15 protein-coding genes are annotated in these 18,028 nt (G+C 54.4%); 13 read left to right on the top strand and 2 right to left on the bottom strand.

Annotated elements, in window-relative coordinates; translation table 11 throughout:
- Nucleotides 1–69: 69 nt before the first annotated feature.
- Nucleotides 70–996 (bottom strand): HTH-type transcriptional regulator ArgP, encoded by a 927-nt coding sequence (locus tag DXT77_RS01605; protein WP_119426370.1) that lies wholly within the window; start codon nt 994–996, stop codon nt 70–72.
- 189 nt (nt 997–1,185) lie between these two features.
- Here DXT77_RS01605 and DXT77_RS01600 point away from each other — a divergent pair, with 189 nt between their 5' ends.
- The 11 genes from DXT77_RS01600 (at nt 1,186) to DXT77_RS01540 (ending at nt 13,268) form a co-directional block, all read left to right on the top strand.
- Nucleotides 1,186–1,464, top strand: a complete 279-nt coding sequence (locus DXT77_RS01600) for a hypothetical protein (protein WP_147406977.1) — start codon at nt 1,186–1,188, stop codon at nt 1,462–1,464.
- 44 nt (nt 1,465–1,508) lie between these two features.
- Complete coding sequence (locus tag DXT77_RS01595; protein WP_119426368.1) at nt 1,509–1,793, top strand: hypothetical protein; 285 nt, start codon at nt 1,509–1,511, stop codon at nt 1,791–1,793.
- Nucleotides 1,794–1,942: 149 nt separating this feature from the next.
- Nucleotides 1,943–3,127 carry a sugar transporter gene (locus DXT77_RS01590; protein ID WP_119426367.1) on the top strand — a complete coding sequence of 395 codons (1,185 nt, stop codon included), beginning with the start codon at nt 1,943–1,945 and terminating at the stop codon, nt 3,125–3,127.
- 591 nt (nt 3,128–3,718) lie between these two features.
- Nucleotides 3,719–4,519, top strand: a complete 801-nt coding sequence (locus DXT77_RS01585; protein ID WP_119426366.1) for a hypothetical protein — start codon at nt 3,719–3,721, stop codon at nt 4,517–4,519.
- Nucleotide 4,520: 1 nt separating this feature from the next.
- Nucleotides 4,521–6,986, top strand: a complete 2,466-nt coding sequence (locus DXT77_RS01580; RefSeq protein ID WP_119426365.1) for a DEAD/DEAH box helicase — start codon at nt 4,521–4,523, stop codon at nt 6,984–6,986.
- Nucleotides 6,987–8,685: 1,699 nt separating this feature from the next.
- A complete protein-coding gene (locus DXT77_RS01565; RefSeq protein WP_119426363.1) occupies nt 8,686–9,822 on the top strand; it encodes a radical SAM protein in 1,137 nt (378 codons plus the stop codon).
- Nucleotides 9,822–10,436 carry a 3'-5' exonuclease gene (locus DXT77_RS01560; protein ID WP_119426362.1) on the top strand — a complete coding sequence of 205 codons (615 nt, stop codon included), beginning with the start codon at nt 9,822–9,824 and terminating at the stop codon, nt 10,434–10,436. Before DXT77_RS01565 ends, DXT77_RS01560 begins: the two co-directional genes overlap by 1 nt.
- Nucleotides 10,430–11,014, top strand: coding sequence for an AAA family ATPase (locus DXT77_RS01555; protein WP_119426361.1), 585 nt, complete (start codon nt 10,430–10,432; stop codon nt 11,012–11,014). The genes DXT77_RS01560 and DXT77_RS01555 overlap by 7 nt, the downstream gene beginning before the upstream one ends.
- Nucleotides 11,011–11,796, top strand: coding sequence for an aldo/keto reductase (locus tag DXT77_RS01550; protein ID WP_119426360.1), 786 nt, complete (start codon nt 11,011–11,013; stop codon nt 11,794–11,796). The genes DXT77_RS01555 and DXT77_RS01550 overlap by 4 nt, the downstream gene beginning before the upstream one ends.
- Before the next feature lie 173 nt (nt 11,797–11,969).
- Nucleotides 11,970–12,701: a TIGR02391 family protein gene (locus DXT77_RS01545; protein ID WP_256662856.1), complete on the top strand. Its 732-nt coding sequence runs from the start codon at nt 11,970–11,972 to the stop codon at nt 12,699–12,701.
- A gap of 69 nt (nt 12,702–12,770) precedes the next feature.
- Nucleotides 12,771–13,268, top strand: a complete 498-nt coding sequence (locus tag DXT77_RS01540; protein WP_119426358.1) for a GIY-YIG nuclease family protein — start codon at nt 12,771–12,773, stop codon at nt 13,266–13,268.
- Nucleotides 13,269–13,813: 545 nt separating this feature from the next.
- Here the strand turns inward: DXT77_RS01540 and DXT77_RS01535 are convergent.
- Complete coding sequence (locus DXT77_RS01535; RefSeq protein ID WP_119426357.1) at nt 13,814–14,728, bottom strand: LysR family transcriptional regulator; 915 nt, start codon at nt 14,726–14,728, stop codon at nt 13,814–13,816.
- Between the two features lie 270 nt (nt 14,729–14,998).
- Here DXT77_RS01535 and DXT77_RS01530 point away from each other — a divergent pair, with 270 nt between their 5' ends.
- The gene (locus DXT77_RS01530) at nt 14,999–16,021 is read left to right on the top strand and encodes a zinc-dependent alcohol dehydrogenase family protein (RefSeq protein ID WP_119426356.1); all 1,023 of its coding nucleotides are present in this window, start codon (nt 14,999–15,001) and stop codon (nt 16,019–16,021) included.
- A gap of 546 nt (nt 16,022–16,567) precedes the next feature.
- Nucleotides 16,568–18,022: a hypothetical protein gene (locus DXT77_RS01525; protein WP_119426355.1), complete on the top strand. Its 1,455-nt coding sequence runs from the start codon at nt 16,568–16,570 to the stop codon at nt 18,020–18,022.
- Nucleotides 18,023–18,028: the final 6 nt, after the last annotated feature.

Below are 18,028 nucleotides of genomic sequence, written 5' to 3'. Positions count from 1 at the left end.
CATGCACCTTTCGTTAGGGGGCTATCAATATGACCGATGACAAATCTGTGTTGCCGCGAATGCAACGGTTCACTTTTTCGGCATGGTTGAGCGATTGACCGATGTTTTGCTGCTCAAAATGCGTCGCGCGGCATGTACCGCACGTTCGGAGAGCATTTCCATGCGCGGTGATTGCAGATCCCAGGCGTGCCAATAAAGCTCGACATCAGTGAAATGACCCGGCGCCAGATCCACCAGATCCCGGTTTTTCAGCAGGTCGCTCACCTGCATGTACGGCACCATCCCGTATCCGAGGCCACGGCGAATGGCTTTGAGGCGTGCTTCGGGAAGTGACAGATAGTGGGTTGGATAAGCATCTGCCTGCAGACCGAAACGCGACCGCATGAAATCAGACTGTAAAGTGTCCTTGCGCGAATAAGCGAAAACGGGCGCCTTGCGTGCAGCCGTGCGGGTCAGCCCCTTGGCAAACCAGCGCTCCTGAAAGGCGGGCGACGCCACCAATTGGTAGCGTACTGATCCCAACAATTCTGCAAAACATCCACGCATCGGCTGTGAGCGCGTGCCGATGCAACCGATGACCTGGCCACTTTCCAGCAATGCATAGGTGTGGTCCTGATCGTCGACCACGACGTCGAGCAGGATTTTTTCGCTGACGAATATCTCGGCCAGTGCGGGAAAAAACCAGGTCGCCAGCGTGTCACCGTTGACAGCTATGACAACCCGCAGATGCTCTTTTTCGTCACCGTTGAGATCGTTGAGGAGTTCCTCTTCGAGCACCGTCGCACGGCGAAGATAGTGCATCAGCTTTCTTCCCGCCTGAGTGGGCTCACACGGTCGCCCGCGCACCACCACCGAGCTGCCCAGACGAACTTCCAGTGCGTGTATCCGTTGCGACACCGCCGACGGTGTCACGTTGAGCCGTTCCGCAGCCTTTTCGAAACTGCCGCTGTCGACGACGGCAAGGAACGCCTGCATCTGTTTTGCATCGAGTTGCATGGCCGCCAGTCTCGTTAAGTTTTTCTAATCCGCACTGAAAGATACTTCGTTTTTCTTCATCTCGGTACCGAACTGCTCAATCATTCCATCACGGCGATCTGAACGATTCAGACCCGCACAAACGTCGCGCTATTGACCACACGGGGTGAGCGTTATGAGGAATGAAAGGTCCAGCGACCGATGCCTGCCATGAAACTCAACATGATTATTGCTGTGAGCGCTGTCGCATTGGTTGGCAACTATATCTGGCAGTCCCACGACTTGAGGCTCGGACCCTACGAATATCAGGCGTCGTCGAATGCTCTGCTATCGAGACACACCCACTCAGGCGCCCGTCAGTTGGCCTTGGACAATGCCTACAAAAAGTGTGCATCGCTGGGCAAGCAACTCGGCGAGTTTGAAGTTCAATCTCGCTTGCCGCTGGATCCCGAGAATGAAGTCGCCAACGTGACGTTCGTCTGCAAGTGATTCAAGACAGCGCAATCAGAATCCTTTTCCCGATGGAGAAAGCCATGAAGTTCATTATTTTCACGTTGTTCGCGATGCTTTTGAGCGCTTGCGCCACTTCTGTTCATGATTGGTCCAGGCCGGGCGCCAGTGCCTCTGACATCCAGCACGACAAAGCTGAATGCCAGTACCAGGCCAAAGCCGCAACGGCCAGCTACCACTCGACGCCGGCAGCAGACGACAAGACGCACGGCATGGGCAACGCCGTGGGGGATGGCATCGTGATCGCCGAAAAACAGATTGATCTGACCAATGATTGCATGCGGTTCAAAGGCTACACCAGCCAATGATGCACGCCCGTATCCCGAGCGCCGAGAGTTTCCCCCCACGATGAACCCGTCCGCGTTTCTTTATAGTAGAGTCGCCATCGAACCACCTGTCGTCTGAGGCTTTCCGGCAATTGGTGTACGTAAAACCGACAGATGGACGCGACTTTCAAATGAGCAACTCTACGACGACCACCAGCGGCAATTGGTATGCGGTCATTGCGCTGGCACTGGCAGCATTCGTCTTCAACACCACCGAATTTGTCCCGGTCGGCCTGTTGAGTTCGATTGGCAGCAGCTTCGACATGACGTCGGCTCAGGTCGGCCTGATGCTGACCATCTATGCCTGGGTGGTGTCGCTGACGTCGCTGCCGATCATGCTGCTGACGCGAAACGTCGAGCGGCGCAAGCTGTTGATCGTACTGTTTGCGATGTTCATCGTCAGTCACATTCTGTCGAGTGTGGCGACCAGCTTCGCCGTCCTGTTGCTGAGCCGGATTGGCGTGGCGTTATCCCATGCATTGTTCTGGTCGATCACCGCTTCTCTGGCTGTGCGCCTGGCGCCGCCCGGTAAACAGGTCCAGGCCTTGGGCCTGCTGGCGACCGGCACTTCCCTGGCGATGGTGCTCGGTATTCCCCTCGGCCGGATACTGGGCGAGGCGATGGGCTGGCGAACCACCTTCATCGCGATTGCAGTCTTGGCGGCTACGCTGGTGTTCTGGCTGGCGAGGGTCTTGCCGTTGTTACCGAGCCAGAACTCGGGATCACTGAAAAGCCTGCCCTTATTGTTGAAGCGACCGGCGCTGATGGCGATCTATTTCCTGACGGCCATGGTCGTGACAGCTCACTTCACCGCCTACAGCTACATCGAGCCTTTCGTTCAGGTGGTGGCGGGCATGAGTGGCGAGACGGTCACGCTGATCCTGCTGTTATTCGGCGGCGCGGGGATTGTTGGATCGCTGCTGTTCAGCTGGCTGCACCGGTACAGCCCGCAGCGCTTTCTGATCGTTGCCGTGTCGTTGCTCGCGTTGTGTCTGGCGTTGCTGCTGCCGTTGAACGGCAAAGTCTCATACCTGTGCGCGCTGAGTATCTTCTGGGGGATGGCGATCATGGGCTTCGGTCTGGCGTTGCAGTCCAAAGTTCTGGTGCTGGCGCCTGACGCGACCGATGTGGCGATGGCGCTGTTTTCGGGGATCTACAACATCGGCATTGGCGGCGGGGCGCTGATGGGGAGCTGGGTGGGGAGCCAGTTTGGTTTTGCTTATGTCGGGGTTGTTGGTGGGATGTTGGCGGCGTTGGCGCTGCTTATCTACTGTCTGTCGGTCTATCGCTTGGCTCGATCCGGGGCCTCTGTTTGAGTTTTTGAACCGCTTGGCTAACGACAGCAAAGCGGTTTCGGAAAGATCTCTCAGAGACTGTCTGGATCCCCGAAGAACATTTTGACTTGGCTCTAGGACGGTGCTTTTAGGCAGAAAAAATTCAAATGTACCCCCAATTTTGCCCCCAGTGCATCAGGTTCGCGAGTGGCGATTTCCGGAAGAGTCCAGATGGATTCAGATGGCTTTCAGTAGTTCATAAGTGGGGGTAGGGGTCTCACACTGCTTACCTCTCAGTCGGTAATGATCAGCGGTGTCGGATGGAGTGGTCTACAGTGCTACGTATCTTTCAGTTCGACGCTGATTGACCTACGAATAATTGGATATTTATACAGTTATTACGCTACCTCCGACGATTTGCACCAAAAATTGTCTCCGATCCTGTTTACCGCTCCCGTCAATCACGCTAACTTGCGGTAACGCTGGCACAGTGCCGCTATCAGTCGTCCCCGACTAGATTTCACTCGCGCGCACAGCTGCTCAGCTGGTGCCTACCCTTAATCAGGGTGGGATCATCGATCGCGCGCAGCAACCGCAAGAGGATTCTGCGGTTTAGTGTTTGTGGGAAGTGTTATGGATGGCGTGAGCTTCAAGCAGGTAGACCAGTATGCCCTGTGTTGTGTCGAGAATTTTTCTGATGAGCTCAAGCTCGCGCTGAGGGAAAACCTCACCCGTATCTGCCATGGCGCTGATCAGGCCAGCAAGGACCGGGCGATCTACAAATACCCTGCGACGATTAAGCACTTCTGGAACGAGCGCTATTCCAAGAAAACTTGGGAAACCCGGATTGGCATGCTGGGTGAACTCCTGTCTCACGTCATCATTCTGAAGCTCTTCCCCGACTTCGATGTGGTCTCCCCGTTTTTCAATATGGAAGAGAAGAGCATCCGAAAGGGCTTCGATCTCCTCCTGTACGAGACCTCAACCAACAACGTGTGGATTACCGAGGTCAAGTCGGGCGGCAGAGGGGCGGACAAGACATCTTGCTCGGCCACAAGTGCGCTATTGCGTTTGGCTCGGGATGACCTCAAGAAGCGTTTGGCTGAGCCGGAGCTCAATCACTGGCTCAACGCGATCAATGCCGCGAAAAATGCGATCCACAACAAAGCCAATTACCGGGACTCGGTTATTGAGATCTTGGAGATGGAAGGCGATTTGGCTGAAGAAGACGGGGCAAGTGCTTCGGACAACAATGTGTTTCTGGTCTCTGCCCTGTTCAGCGAAGTGTCCCAGGCTATCGCTGAAAATACCGTGTCGAAGTTCACCACCAAACTGGTAGCTGAAGCGGTGTTCAAAACGGTGTGGGTGCTGTCCCTCCACAAAGGCACCATGGAAAAGCTGGAAGAGTTCTTGAGGCAGGAGGCGGAGCAGTAGCATGGAAGAGCTGACTATCAGGAAGCTGGGCAACACCAATTTCAAGAATCTGTATTTCCAACTCCTCAAGGGAGATGAACTGGGTAACACAGAGATCGTGAAACTTTTGGCTATCGCCGTGCTGCTCCTTAACCACAAGACCCTCGAAATTCGGCGTCTCGGCTACCGCATTATCCTGTTTTACGGTAACGCTTCGGGTCAGTACCAGGCGCTGTACGATGTAGCACTCAACAATGGCCTGCACCCTGTCTCAGCAGTGATCAGCAGCGACTTTTCCGAGGATGACCACCGCAGTGAGTCGTTCATCCGAAACATCGTGGGCAGCTTCATCGATACCTTCCGCGATCAAGGCATCGTGCTGACTGAGCAACAGGATGCCTTGCGGACATTTGTTCAGTCGGAGTACCGTAAGTCGTCAGTCGTGGTTGCTCCGACCAGTTACGGTAAATCAGAGCTCATCATCCAATCGGTGAGGGAAAATCCAGGGCAGCGGATCCTGATCCTCGTGCCCTCTAAGGCTCTGCTGGCCCAGACGAAAAAGCGGTTGATCTACGCGGACATTGAGGGGCTGGGCAAGGTGGTGACCCACCCCGAGATGTATTCGGTTGAGCGCAAGAACAGGGCATTTGTCCTGACCCAGGAGCGGCTCAACAGGCTCTTGAACGAAAACGCCGGACTAAGCTTCGATATGGTCTTCGTCGACGAGGCCCACAATCTGCTGCAGAGCGACCGCAGAAGTGAGTTACTGGCTGCCATGCTGTGCATCCTGGGAGCTCGTAACCCGGGAACATCATTCAAGTTCCTGACTCCCTTCCTATGCGATGAACTCAATGTCCGTGTGCGCTTTCTCGACATGATCCCGAGCGGATTCAAGATCGACGAGTACATCAAGTCTGAGCGCTTCTACATCAAGGATTTCAGGGCAAGGAGTGGCCAGACGAAGCTCAAGCTCTATGACCATTTCCTAAATGACTGGATGGAGCTCGATCGGAGGTATGCCAACTGCTTCGAGCTCATCAAAGGCGAAGCACTGTCCAAAAACATCGTTTACGGCAACAGGAAGAAAAGCATTGAGTCATTTGCGGTTGAACTGTCAGCCGTGCTGCCGCTCGTAGATTGTCCGCTGATCCAGACCGCCTGTGCCGAGCTAGAAGAGCTTTTTGACCGACGCTACAAACTGATCGGCTGCCTGCGCAAAGGGGTTATGTACCACCATGGTTCGATTCCCGACACTATCCGTCTTTACTTAGAGAACCTGTTCAGCAGCTCCAAGCAGATGAGGTTTCTGGTCTGCAACTCCACGCTTCTTGAAGGGGTGAACCTGCCGATAGAACGACTCTTCGTCTTTGATTTTTTCAAAGGGAAGCAAAAGCTGACGCCATCTCAATTCAAGAACTTGGTCGGACGCGTCAACCGGTTCAGTGAGGTCTTCGCGCCTGGAGCTAAGGCTGCGTTGAGAAAGCTGGAGTCCAGCATCTACCTGTTGGGCGTAAATGGCTACACCCGCGACAATGCAGCGCTTGAGACTTTCTACGATAAATCCGTCAACGTCTCAAAGGTGGTCAAGGACACTGTCAGCAACGTTCTGCTTGAAGCCACCAAGATCATCGATGGGAAGGTGTCGGTTCTCTACGACGACGCCGTGGCTCGTCTTGAGAATCTGCATCCTGGCGTGGTTAAAGATCGAGAGTGTCGGTACGTTACCACTCAGGTGGGCAAGCTCCTCATCGCGAACAATGTCAGTGAAATTGACGTGTTCTCAGAGGAGGAGACTATTGAACGGAAGATCAGGCGAGGCATCGAGGCGAACGGCGTCATCAACACCGTTGACCGGCTGATGCTTGCGATCTCCAAATCGTTCGTCGATCACTTTGACAACAGCCGAGAGTACAGCGACCTAGTGCGTCTCAAGCAAGAGCCTGCCCGGAATTTTTACGCCATGATCCTGGATTGGAAGCTGAAGAAACTCAGCGTCAAGCAAACGATCCGACAGACGCTCGCGTACTGGAAAAAGCTGGTCGAGACTAGCCATAGCGATCATGTGTTCGTGGGTAAATGGGGTGATACCAAATATCGCGACAGCAAGTACGAGAACTGGGTAAGGATCTCCCAAAAGGATGACGGCGAGCGTATTAACCTGGCAATCGTCCGCCTCAAGGACGAGGACGATTTCTTCGACAACAAGATCTTCAAGTTCGTCGAGGTGCTGAATGGAGTAGGTGCCCTGGATCCAGGCTTCTACAAACTCATCAAATACGGCACTGCGGATGACACCAAGATCAAGCTCATCCGCGATGGCTACAGCCATGGCCTGGCGGATCTGATGCTCGAACGGTACCCCGAAACTGTGCGTGCGACGCTCGGCGGCGAGATCGAAGTGAACCCTCGCCTAATCAACATGATGATCAACAATGAGGAAAGCGATCTGCTGATTTTTGAAGCCAAGATGAACCTCAAACCCATCTGATTGAGGATCTTGGAAACGCCTGCGAGTTTGATCAGGATAGGCGACAAAATCTCCGTATGTCGGAATAGCTACTAAAGCTGTTTTTTTCGTTAAAGAACTGGGTGGTATTTTGAGAAAAGACAAATTTCCTTGGGATGAATCGATTTCGTTTGATGACTATAAGCTTGATCATGTTTATACGCAGACAATGATGAACTTTACGTCAGTGGATAAATGGCTGTATCTAGGGGCCGATGCAGGTAATGACCGCTTCGCCAAGATAGGTATAACTATGGGGGACTTGGGCTCTAGGTCATACAGCTCAGCAAATCCTAATTACTATTTGTTCTGTGCTTTCAAATGCAATCATGATGTGTCTAGAGATGAGCTGGTACACATAGAGAATGTTATACTTGAAAGGCTGGACGGTTTATTTCAGTACGAATACGGTGTATCTAAAAGGATGTGCCATTATGAGTCGGGCGTCCTGTCCGAGTGTTATCAAGATGTAAATTTCCAAGATTTTTTTGTGGCTCTGCATCAGGAGATTTATGATGGGTTTAGGCACAGATTTGTTATTAGTGCAATGGTGAACGAGATTGGGATAGAGTGTGGAGAGTTTGTCGATTGTCTGTTCAGTCACAAGATAATGAATCATCAATATTTTAGGAATATGGTTATCCAGTACTAACGAAATATTAAGAAGTTTTGGTGGCAATGCATTGGAGAGCACCGAGGCAACGACACGATTCTGATATCGTTTAAGCGTAATGATGGTATCGCCAACCCTTGGGGGCTTGTTGAAAGTTCAAATGAAAAGAGTGCCGGGCATGATGCTTGGCACTCTGCATGAAATTCTGAGAAGCGCCATTGATGCCCTTCGGGGGCTTTGTTGTGAGAAATGCCAGATCGCTTCGGACCGCAGCCAACGGCGTGCCAACGTTATCGAGGCTGGCGAAACCTAGGGACGTCCGATCAGATCTTTAACCGCTTGCATCTCAGACTGAATGAACTGGGCTGATCGATCTACAAGCTTGGATGGACAACGCAACCGCTGTGTGAGCATCCTGAGCCTTGTGATGCTCTGCGACGCTAACGGTGCGTTGTTGCGTTTCCTCTTCTCAGTATACCGCGCTGCCCTCGATTCTCGGCCAGTCCCTCTTCGACCAGGAAGTGAGCGAGCTGACTTGGCGGGGCAGCGGTCACCAAGCATCAAATGATGGAAGCGAAGAGCAGGGGCAATGGGTCGAGAGAGTTCTACGGTCAAAGCCCCGGCGGCATCGTTAGTGGGACGTCGATCCTCGATGTCTGGTTGACCGGGTCGAGCATCTGTCTTGTCCACTTCAAGTCGTCCGCAGTGCAAATGATGACCTCAAAGCAGCAAATAAGCGAACAAAGCGCCATTTCCAGCATCGTGCAATTGGTCAAGCGCGTGCTGCAGTGCTCTATCTGAGCTGCGAGACTTTCTACTAGTGGCCTTTGATCCAGTGCGTTTCGCCGGGTTCGCAATTTACTTGGATCACATCATGAGGGCGCTTAAGCGTGGGATGCTGCGGACAGCGAAACTATTGGCTCAGCCATATGGGCTGGGCTTGCCCGTGAACTCAGAAATTAAGCTATCATTTGGCCATTATTATTACCTACCAAGGATGGACGGGTAGGCACCCTAAATGGGCGCTCACTCCATCTGATGATCCGATGGCAAGCAAGGAGAATTGCAGTGAGATCCCAGATCCGAATCATCGACTCGACGCAGTTACAAAGCGCGAACCCGAATCTCATAGATCCAGTTGGGTACCGCAAAAGCGGGCTCAGCTTGAATCACATCATTGGCTGTCCACTCGATTGCAGCTACTGCGTTCGTCACCTTTATGGGAATTTCGATCAGCGCACTCCGCAGGCACTGATGAGCGATGAAGAAGCCTTCCAGCGATTTATCAATCACAGGTATTTCCAGCCTCATATCACACCTGTTCAGTTGTTCAACCGGGCCACCGACCCGATGCTCCCCGAGGTCAAGAGTCATACCCACAATCTGCTTCGTATGCTTGATGAGGCTGGGCTAACCAACAATGTGCTTGTGATTACTCGATGGCGTGTATCTCAGGACGATTGCGAGCGCTTCAATACACTCAGAAATATCAAGCTGACAGTGCTGGTTACCTACTCAGGAATTGATGATCCGAAGATCGAACCCATCAAGTCTTCGATCGCTGCCAACAGCCTGAAGATGCTGTTCCGCCATGCTAGGCACTACAAAGTGGTGTTGTATTGGCGCCCGATCGTTCCAGGGCTAAACGACTCGTCAGAACACATTGCAAAGGCCGCGGCGCTCGCCAACTATGCCCACGCGACCGTATTTAGCGGGCTGTTCTATCGAAAGGAGATAGCCGAGTTTTACCAGAGCCAAGGAATTCCTGAGCCATACAAAATGACGGCTAGGCGAAAGCTCCTCCCACTGGAAGATGAGCAGAGGCTATTGAGGTTGTACGGGGAGCAGAATCAGGTGACACCGATCTTCCACAAAACCTCTTGCGGAGTCGCCTATGCGCATCTGCAACCCGATTACAACGGACACTTCGGCATCACCGAACTGTGCGCTACCTGCCCTAGCTCGCAATTCTCCATCTGCAAGGCGGCATGGAAGAAGCCAGATCAGCAGACTCTCAATCGAATGTGCCACGAACTGGGTGCTGTGGAGGATCCGCAGGTGAACGACCGTGCGATTGTCGTTCGTGGTCTGGACGAACAGCGTCGTTACTATCTACAGCACTCCCTAGGCTATCAGGTGCACGACTCTGACAAGCCACATCACTACGCGCGCCATGGCCGCGCCGAGGCAACAAGGAATCTCTGATGCTAAAAACAGACTTCGCCTGGCCCTCTGAACCAATCATCATCGTAGACGTTGAGGGCAATGGGCATACGCCACCCGACTTGGTCGAGGTGGGAATCGCCTCATTTCCACCGACTGAAAACCGCGAGCTTTTGTCTTGGTTAATCAAGCCCGTCAACCGGATCACTTGGCAGGCCCAGCGAATCCACGGTATTAAAAACGCGGAGCTGGAAAATTGCCCATCCTGGGCTGAGATCATGGATGACGTCGAGCAGCACCTGCAGAACCGATGGTTCGTCGCGCACAATGCGCCGGTCGACTATAACGTGATGAAGCGTCACTTGCCCGAATGGTCGCCAGTGGGGGTCATCGACACATTGAAACTTGCTCGTCACGTTTACCCTAACGCCAAGAGTCATCGGCTTGAGTCATTGCTCATTGACACAGGGCTGCGCGACAAGGTCGCCGACCAGCTCCACCGAGCAGCAGATGATGCTTATGCGACGGCCTTATTGCTTGATCATCTCATCGAAAAGTCAGCTGTCAGCACTTGGCAGGACATCTGCAAAATCGCGCAGCTCAAAACGCAACCTGTCGAGCAATCGCCTCCCCCGGAGCAAGGAAGCCTATGGTGAAGCCTGTTCTTTTAGGTGTCACTGGAACCCACTCCACGGGGAAGTCCACCTTCTGTGAAGCGCTTAAAGTTTCACTTGAGTGCAAAGGCATCTGCGTTGCTACCATTCCATCGTTCGGGAGGCTGGCGGTACAGCAAGGTATCCCGCTACTCACTCAGCATACCTACGACTCCACGATGTGGTTTATCGACCGTACGCTCGAGGCGCAACGAGCAGCGGCTAACGCTGCCGAGGTGATATTGGTCGATCGACCGATCATCGATGCCGTGGCCTATTGGAATGCCGCAATCGAGCATCGGGGTACACCAGCGCCGATGCACCAGGTAGATGCAGTCAAGTCATTAATCACCAGCCAGCTTCCTGGCTACACGACGATCGTTGCGACCAGGCTTGATAGCTCCATTGCTCTCGGCCCAGGACGTGATACCAACTTGGCTTTCAGGGCGTCCGTCGACAGCCATTTGCACCAGATTTTGAGCGACTTCGGGATCGAGCATCAGATGCTTGTTCCTAACGTACGAGATGCTCTTCTCGATAGCTTACACACTCAAATCCTTCGAAAATTGGAGCACTTATGACCGCCGCCCGTACGGGACTTTTGGCAGGAAAGCAGGTTAGGCGCCTCGGGTTTGGCACCATGAGGCTCACGGGGCCGGGCATATGGGGCCCACCAGCTTTAGAAGCTGAAGCTGTTCAGCTCCTGCGTAAAGCGGTGGAGTTGGGCGTGCAACACATCGATACCGCTGACGCCTATGGGCCAAATGTGGCCGAGGGGCTAATTCGTAAAGCGTTGTTTCCCTATGCCGACGACCTGATCATTGCGACTAAAGGTGGCTTCACCCGCCAAGGCCCCGGCAAGTGGGCGCCATGTGGCGTTCCAGCGTATTTGCGCCAATGCGTTGAGATGAGCCTCAGGCAGCTCAACGTCGAAGCGATAGATTTGTATTACTTGCATCGTGTCGATCCTAATGTTCCTTTGGCTGACCAAGTCGGGGAGCTTGAGAAGATGCGTCAAGAAGGGAAGATCAAAAGCCTAGGCTTGTCGAAAGTCGATATTCTTCAACTCACGCAGGCGATTACGATTGCACCCATCGTCGCGGTTCAGAATCAATTTAGCATCCTGGATAACTTTTCCGAGGATGTGATCCGCTGGTGTGAGCAGAACGAAATAGCGTTCATTCCCTACGCGCCTTTGAGCGCCGGAAGGTATTTTTCGACCGGCGAGGTTCGAGACCAGCCCGCCTCGGCAACCCATGCCTTAAAATGGCTTCTGAATTACTCGCCGGTCATATTCCCAATCCCGGGCACATCCAGAGTTGCGCATCTGGAGGAAAATCTCAGATCGGATATTGAGGGCTAGCACCTCGTGCGCTCTCTCATCCGACACATTGGCCTATGGGCTATTTTTCCCAGCTGCTCGAGCGGCACTCTAGTGTTTACCGATGGAGATTGGCTTTGAGTACCCGCATCCCACCTTTTAGTTCGCAACACCTAGAAGCTGCATGTCGTGTTCTAGCTGATACGGAACGTGGCTTGAGCGGCAATCAAATTGGATATCTCCTCCAAGACATTCGCATTCCAGACGCCGACGCCAGCAACACCAAGTGGAAGCGCTTGTTCAACGCTTTGGCACAAATGCAAAACCAACATCAGGTCGGGAACCATCTCATCCTTTTCATCAACAGTGCTATGAATCCTGTGAGCTACGCCCGGGATCGTGAGGCCTTTATTTGGCGCAGGGATGAGCTCAACGTTGTCCTAGCATTCTCGGGATTCTATGTGCGTGATGATGGAAAGGTCGGGCGTGCGGACAAGGCAACCACTCTGGATGTGGCCCGTGCCCGTGTAGGTCGGCTCAAAGCTGCGTTAGAAGCCCGAGCAGTGCATGAGGAGGTTGTGAAATATTGCCGGGCAGAACTGTTGAGCGAAAATTACTTCCACGCCGTATTTGAGGCTACAAAGGGGATTGCGGCACGAATCCGAAATCTGTCGGGCTTGAATGGTGATGGCGCCGATTTGGTGACAAAGGCTTTCCTTGGGCAAATCCCAGTGCTTGCCGTGGGGCCCCTGGCCACCGAGTCTGAAAAAAGTGAGCAGAAGGGATTCGCGAATCTGCTAATCGGACTGTTCGGCGCCGTCCGCAATCCTTTAGCGCATGCGACGAAGATAGATTGGCCTATGTCCGAGCAAGATGCCCTCGACATTCTCACGATGGTATCGCTGATGCATCGTAAGCTTGATGTCACCCGCAAGATAAACCCTTAGGTTCATAGGGCGGGCTAGCGGATTTCTTCAGCCCCTTTGGCCTGACTCACCTCTATCGAGAAAAATGCGATGCTGGTCTATTTCATTGGCCAGGTACAGGCCAACAATTGCATCCACATTAAAATTGGGCGCGCTAGCGACATAACGCGCCGGTGGGGTCAGCTACAGACCGGTAGCCCCTTTCCCTTGGAGGTAATGGGCTGGATTCATTCAGAAAATGATGCGGCTCTTGAAAGGAAGCTCCACATCCATCTCGCGCCACAGAGGCAGATTGGAGAATGGTTCCGGATCGAACCTGCTGACGTCTTACCCATCCTGATGGGTGAAGGTGAGAATGGATTCATAGCAAAAAATGCTGATGCATTCGAAATTACGGGGTACGGGCGAGACGTATTACCGGAATATATGGGCGTCTGGGCATGGGGTGATTTGGAGATCCAAGAGTGCTGCCCGTTTTGTGGATGCTTTTGCGGTATGCATTACCAAGACGCTTCCTGCATGTACCACTGCATCAATTGTGATGTGCTCACAGACTTTTCGGATCTCGCGCAGGACGATCGTGATTGATCTTCGCGCCTCGAAATTTCTCGATCATGGCCGTGAAAAAAAGGTTCGCTAAGTGAAGGCGCTGCCGCGGATTGGTGGCTCTGTGACGAAGCGCGAGGTTGGGTATTTGTGGGCGGGGGTGGAGGTGATCAACGTCTAAGCCCCTGCCCGATCCCGGCCATAAGAGCGAGAGGGTAATTCACCATACGCTTACACTGGTTGCTCATTGATCGTGTTGGTCTCCGTCACGCTTGGGTCATGCCGCTATATTCGGGGGGAGGATCGTATCGCGTCCCTGCACCGAGCCGGCAGTATTTCATGGGGCCAGAAAATAATAATCGACAAGCTGATGTGATCGGATAGCGCTCGACGGCGGTTTGGGAACAGTAGCGTATAACTTTTCCGAGAAGGGGCTGTTGGACTTCAGGCTGGGGGCACTCTTTTCCAACCATCCAAAGCATGCCCTCAGATATGCCCCCGAGTGTGGCAATCCACTGGAAGTGGATGGACCTCCATGGTCTATGAAAAGGCAAAAATGATCAGCTAAACAGCCTGTCCGACAAAACCTAGAGACTCTCAGGATCCCCAAAGAACATCTGAATCCGCGACCTCAACCACCGCTCCCCTGGATCGTTATCCTGCGACCCACGCCACGCCATGTGCAGTTCAAACGTGCGAGTCGGCAGCGGTGGATCTTCCGCCCGAACCCCACCCGCAGACGTCAGCGCATCAGCCGTGTAATCCGGTACCGTCGCGACGATGTCGGTCCCGGCCAGCAACGTGCTCAAGCCGTTGAACTGCGGGACTGCCAGCACCACGTGGCGTTTGCGGCCGAGTTTTTCCAGTTCTTCATCGATAAAGCCGCTGAGGTCGCCGGCGAACGACACCAGAGCATGGGGGCGAGCGCAGTAGTCGTCCAGGCTCAGCGGCCCCGGCACGGTGTCGGCGCGCAGCAGTTTTGGCTGGCTGCGGCGCAAGACCTTGCGCTTGGCGTTGGCCGGCAGGTCGGTGGTGTAGCTGACGCCGATGGAGATTTCGCCGGAGGCGAGCAGGCCGGGCATCAGGATGTAGTTGACGCGGCGCACCACCAGCACGATCCCCGGCGCCTCGGCGCGCAGGCGCTTGAGCAGCATGGGCAGCAACGCGAATTCGACGTCGTCCGACAAGCCGATCCGGAATACCGAGGTGCTGGTGGCCGGGTCGAATTCGGCGGCGCGGCTGACCGCTGTCGAAATCGAGTCCAGGGCAGGCGAGAGCAGGGCGAAGATTTCCACCGCCCGGGCGGAAGGTTCCATGCTGCGCCCGGTGCGTACAAACAACGGATCGTCGAACAGACCGCGCAGGCGCGAAAGCGCCGCGCTGATCGCCGGCTGGCCGAGAAACAGCTTTTCCGCCGCGCGGGTCACGCTGCGTTCGTGCATCAGGGTTTCAAATACGATCAACAGGTTCAGGTCGACACGACGCAGGTCATTACGATTCATCTGGAGTCCTGGCAGAGTCATCAAGCTTGACGAGAGCGACCATATGAGAACAATGGCCGGCATGAATCTTACGGGGAAAGGCTGGTACTCTGCACCGGGTAATTCAGCTTTACTGAGATGGATGCAGCAGTTTTTTCATGGATTTGCTCAATGCTGGCCATACTGCGGAATCAATGACAGGCATGTCGACTATTAATAGCCACTGATAGTCTTGGCTGGAAAGCCCAGATAGAGTTCAGGGCATTAGAGGTTACTTTGACGAGGTTTGCGATGTCCCGCACGATCCGTTTTCACAAGTTTGGTCCGGCCGAGGTGCTCAAATGCGAAGAGCATGCGGCCGCTCAGCCAGGTCCTGGCGAAGTGCAGGTGCGTGTCGAGGCGATCGGCATCAGCTGGTATGACACGCTCTGGCGTCAGAACCTGGCATCGTCACAGGCTCGCCTGCCTTCGGGTCTGGGCCATGAAATGGCGGGTGTGGTCACAGCCATTGGCGATGGTGTCGAAGACCTGATCGTCGGTGACAAGGTGGCCAGCTTCCCGGCCGAGAGCCCCAATGACTATCCGGTCTACGGCGAACTGATCGTTCTGCCACGTACCGCGCTCACCCGTTATCCGGACGTGCTGACCCCGATCGAGGCGAGCGTGCATTACACGCCGCTGTTGATCGCCTATTTCGGTTACGTCGATCTGGCGCGAGTCAAACCCGGGCAGTTTGCCCTGGTCACCGACGCCAGTCATTGCGCCGGTCCATCGTTTGTCCAGTTGGGCAAGGCGCTGGGTGTGCGCGTGATTGCCGCCACGAAAACCGCTGAAGAGCGCGAATACCTGCTTTCCCTGGGTGCCGAGAAAGTCATCGTCACCGAAGAAGAAGACCTGTTGATGCGGATCAACAAGATTACTGACAACCGCGGCGTCAACGTCGTGTTCGACGGTCTCGGCGGCCCGCAGATGTCGCTGCTGGGTGATGTGCTGGCACCTCGCGGCAGTCTGGTGTTGTATGGCCTGCAAGGTGGCAACCAGACGCCATTCCCGGCGTGCGCAGCGTTCCAGAAGAACATCCAGTTCTTCGTGCACTGCATCGGCAACTTCACCGGCAAGCCGGAACTGGGCATCGTCCAGGATCACGTCGCGCTGCAACGTGCCCTGCGTGACATCAACCAGCTGACGGCCGACCGCGTGCTGCTTCCGCTCAAGACCCGGGTCTTCCCGTTCAACGAGTTTGTCGAAGCACACCGCTATATGGACGAATGCCCTTGCCGTGAACGGGTTGCCCTGCAAGTCGAACCTGCCTGACCCTTGTGATCAGAGTCCGTGGTCCCACGGACTCTTGTGCGTTCCATCCTTCAGACCATGAGAAACCCCGGGCGCGATGCTTGGGGACGTTCAGCAACTGAACTGGTTTTTGCTCTTGATCTGTATCTTCTAATCGCCATCCAGACCCTGATAATTGAATGACTACTTTCATCTCAAGGAATGAGCTATGGCTGTGCATTCTGTTTACTTTGCGCAATACCGGGCAATAGTGACTGGCCGATATTTCAAATTCTGTTTAATTGCTGTAGGGCGACCCAGTAATCCCTTCTTTTTTTCTTGTACTCATCATGCGCAAGCCGTTGTAAGAATTTTCCTAGGAAAACTTCTGTATCGAGAAAAGCCCGTAAAGACGCGGGTTTGCGGCGTTCGGGTCGTGAATTCAAATTGTTATGAGCTCAACTGTTTCAAATAACTACAAAACCTTAAGTGTTAGCATTTCAGCGTCTATTAATTAATGAAGAGTGATTGCGTATCCGGCGTTTGTGGCTGCGCAATATAAAACCTTTGATATCGGGTGAAGTACTGATGAGCACGATCCATGACCAGGCAATGAACTATGTCTACCAGCAAGTATTGCAACGATTGCTGAGTTTCTTTTCCCGTGCCGAACGCACGGCATTGCAGCTGTTGATTCAGCGATTGGCGGTAGCCGCCGGGGGCATGGATCGTATCGGTGAATTCAAGGTGCTGGTGACACAATCGGGGACTCGTGATTGCTGCTACAGCCTGGCGCTGTTGCGCGCAGCGCAACTGAGTATCGCCGGACGGGCTCCGGGCACTTTTCAGTTACGGGTGGCAACCCTGCGTGGTTGCGCCACACCGGCGTCGGCATTGCACAACATGCATCGCAGCTTCAGCGCCCTGTTTCTGTATGACGACCCAAGGGTCGAACTGCTGATGATCGACAACCGGGAGGTCTTGCCTTTCCACCATCAAGAGCCCCTTTCCGACGATGGGCGCGAGGCGAACCGCATCAATCTGCTGATGGTTGGCCACCGCCGCTGCTGGAGCGAGAGCCTGGAGCTTTGGGACGATGCGTACCTGGCCACGGCCGAGTTCTACGGGCAGGTCGCTCGGTGGAGCAATGGTGTCGATGCACTGGTCAGCAGCGACTCCGCACGCCGTCAGGCGCACTTCCTGCAAGGGCTGGATCGCGCAGCACAGAAGGCCGGCATCGGCGCACTGCCAAAGCGGACCGCCGGGTTCGATGAGTTGTTCGATGCGCTGGACGCCATGGGAGGTGACTGTTACCGGGAACTCCGTGCACCAGACGACCTGCCGCCATGGCGGCCGCTCGGCCAGTTCGAAGCCTGCCGACGCACCAGTTATATCGGTATCGATGACATCGTAGTGGGCAAGATGGAGGAACGGTGGCCCTTGCTCAGCGACTTTCTCGGGTTTCAGACTGACGAGTTGCTGTTCGAAACGGGTACCGGTGAGTCGACGGATCCCTTGATCGCTGCCTACCTGAGCGGTCTTCAGGCTTGCTGCATCGAGGGTCGCAATTACGAAAGTGGTGTATCCGAATACCTGCAGCGTTGCCTCGCATTGATGCGTCGCCAGGACGTTTCGGAGCAGACCTGCGAGCGCTTCATGGCGACGTTCGGCACTCTGACCGATCCGGGCGAGCATCGATCACTGGCCGCCGCTGCCTTGCAAAAGAATTTCGGGCTCAATGAAGCGCAACTGGTATGCCTGCTGTTTGCGCCCTTCATCGAGGGTGGCGCAGGACTCGAACGTTTTCTGCGAACCTGCCATCCTGGCATGCTGGTGGCCATGCCGGACCTGCATCGTGCGATGCAGGGGTTGCATGCTCCGGAGCAGGTTTTGCAATGGATGACTGATGTCAGCGGCTTGCCCGTGCAACTGATCAGCCGGTTGTATGCCATGGCGCCTGTCCGAGTGGCTGAGCAGGCGACGCACGCCCCGGACCCTGCCGACAGTGAGGTTGCCGCAGGCGACCGCTCGGCGGAAGGTTGAGTGTGA

Source organism: Pseudomonas sp. 91RF, from assembly GCF_003576265.1.
GTDB classification, from domain to species: Bacteria; Pseudomonadota; Gammaproteobacteria; order Pseudomonadales; family Pseudomonadaceae; genus Aquipseudomonas; species Aquipseudomonas kribbensis.
This window is presented reverse-complemented; position numbering and strand designations above follow the sequence as displayed.

Bases quoted from the DNA above. Each gene is read 5' to 3' on its own strand.
- DXT77_RS01535 (WP_119426357.1), bottom strand. From the start codon at position 14,728: ATGAATCGTAATGACCTGCGTCGTGTCGACCTGAACCTGTTGATCGTA.
- DXT77_RS01605 (WP_119426370.1), bottom strand. From the start codon at position 996: ATGCAACTCGATGCAAAACAGATGCAGGCGTTCCTTGCCGTCGTCGAC.
- DXT77_RS01585 (WP_119426366.1), top strand. From the start codon at position 3,719: ATGGATGGCGTGAGCTTCAAGCAGGTAGACCAGTATGCCCTGTGTTGT.
- DXT77_RS01590 (WP_119426367.1), top strand. From the start codon at position 1,943: ATGAGCAACTCTACGACGACCACCAGCGGCAATTGGTATGCGGTCATT.
- DXT77_RS01600 (WP_147406977.1), top strand. From the start codon at position 1,186: ATGAAACTCAACATGATTATTGCTGTGAGCGCTGTCGCATTGGTTGGC.
- DXT77_RS01560 (WP_119426362.1), top strand. From the start codon at position 9,822: ATGCTAAAAACAGACTTCGCCTGGCCCTCTGAACCAATCATCATCGTA.
- DXT77_RS01580 (WP_119426365.1), top strand. From the start codon at position 4,521: ATGGAAGAGCTGACTATCAGGAAGCTGGGCAACACCAATTTCAAGAAT.
- DXT77_RS01550 (WP_119426360.1), top strand. From the start codon at position 11,011: ATGACCGCCGCCCGTACGGGACTTTTGGCAGGAAAGCAGGTTAGGCGC.
- DXT77_RS01540 (WP_119426358.1), top strand. From the start codon at position 12,771: ATGCTGGTCTATTTCATTGGCCAGGTACAGGCCAACAATTGCATCCAC.
- DXT77_RS01530 (WP_119426356.1), top strand. From the start codon at position 14,999: ATGTCCCGCACGATCCGTTTTCACAAGTTTGGTCCGGCCGAGGTGCTC.
- DXT77_RS01525 (WP_119426355.1), top strand. From the start codon at position 16,568: ATGAGCACGATCCATGACCAGGCAATGAACTATGTCTACCAGCAAGTA.
- DXT77_RS01555 (WP_119426361.1), top strand. From the start codon at position 10,430: ATGGTGAAGCCTGTTCTTTTAGGTGTCACTGGAACCCACTCCACGGGG.
- DXT77_RS01595 (WP_119426368.1), top strand. From the start codon at position 1,509: ATGAAGTTCATTATTTTCACGTTGTTCGCGATGCTTTTGAGCGCTTGC.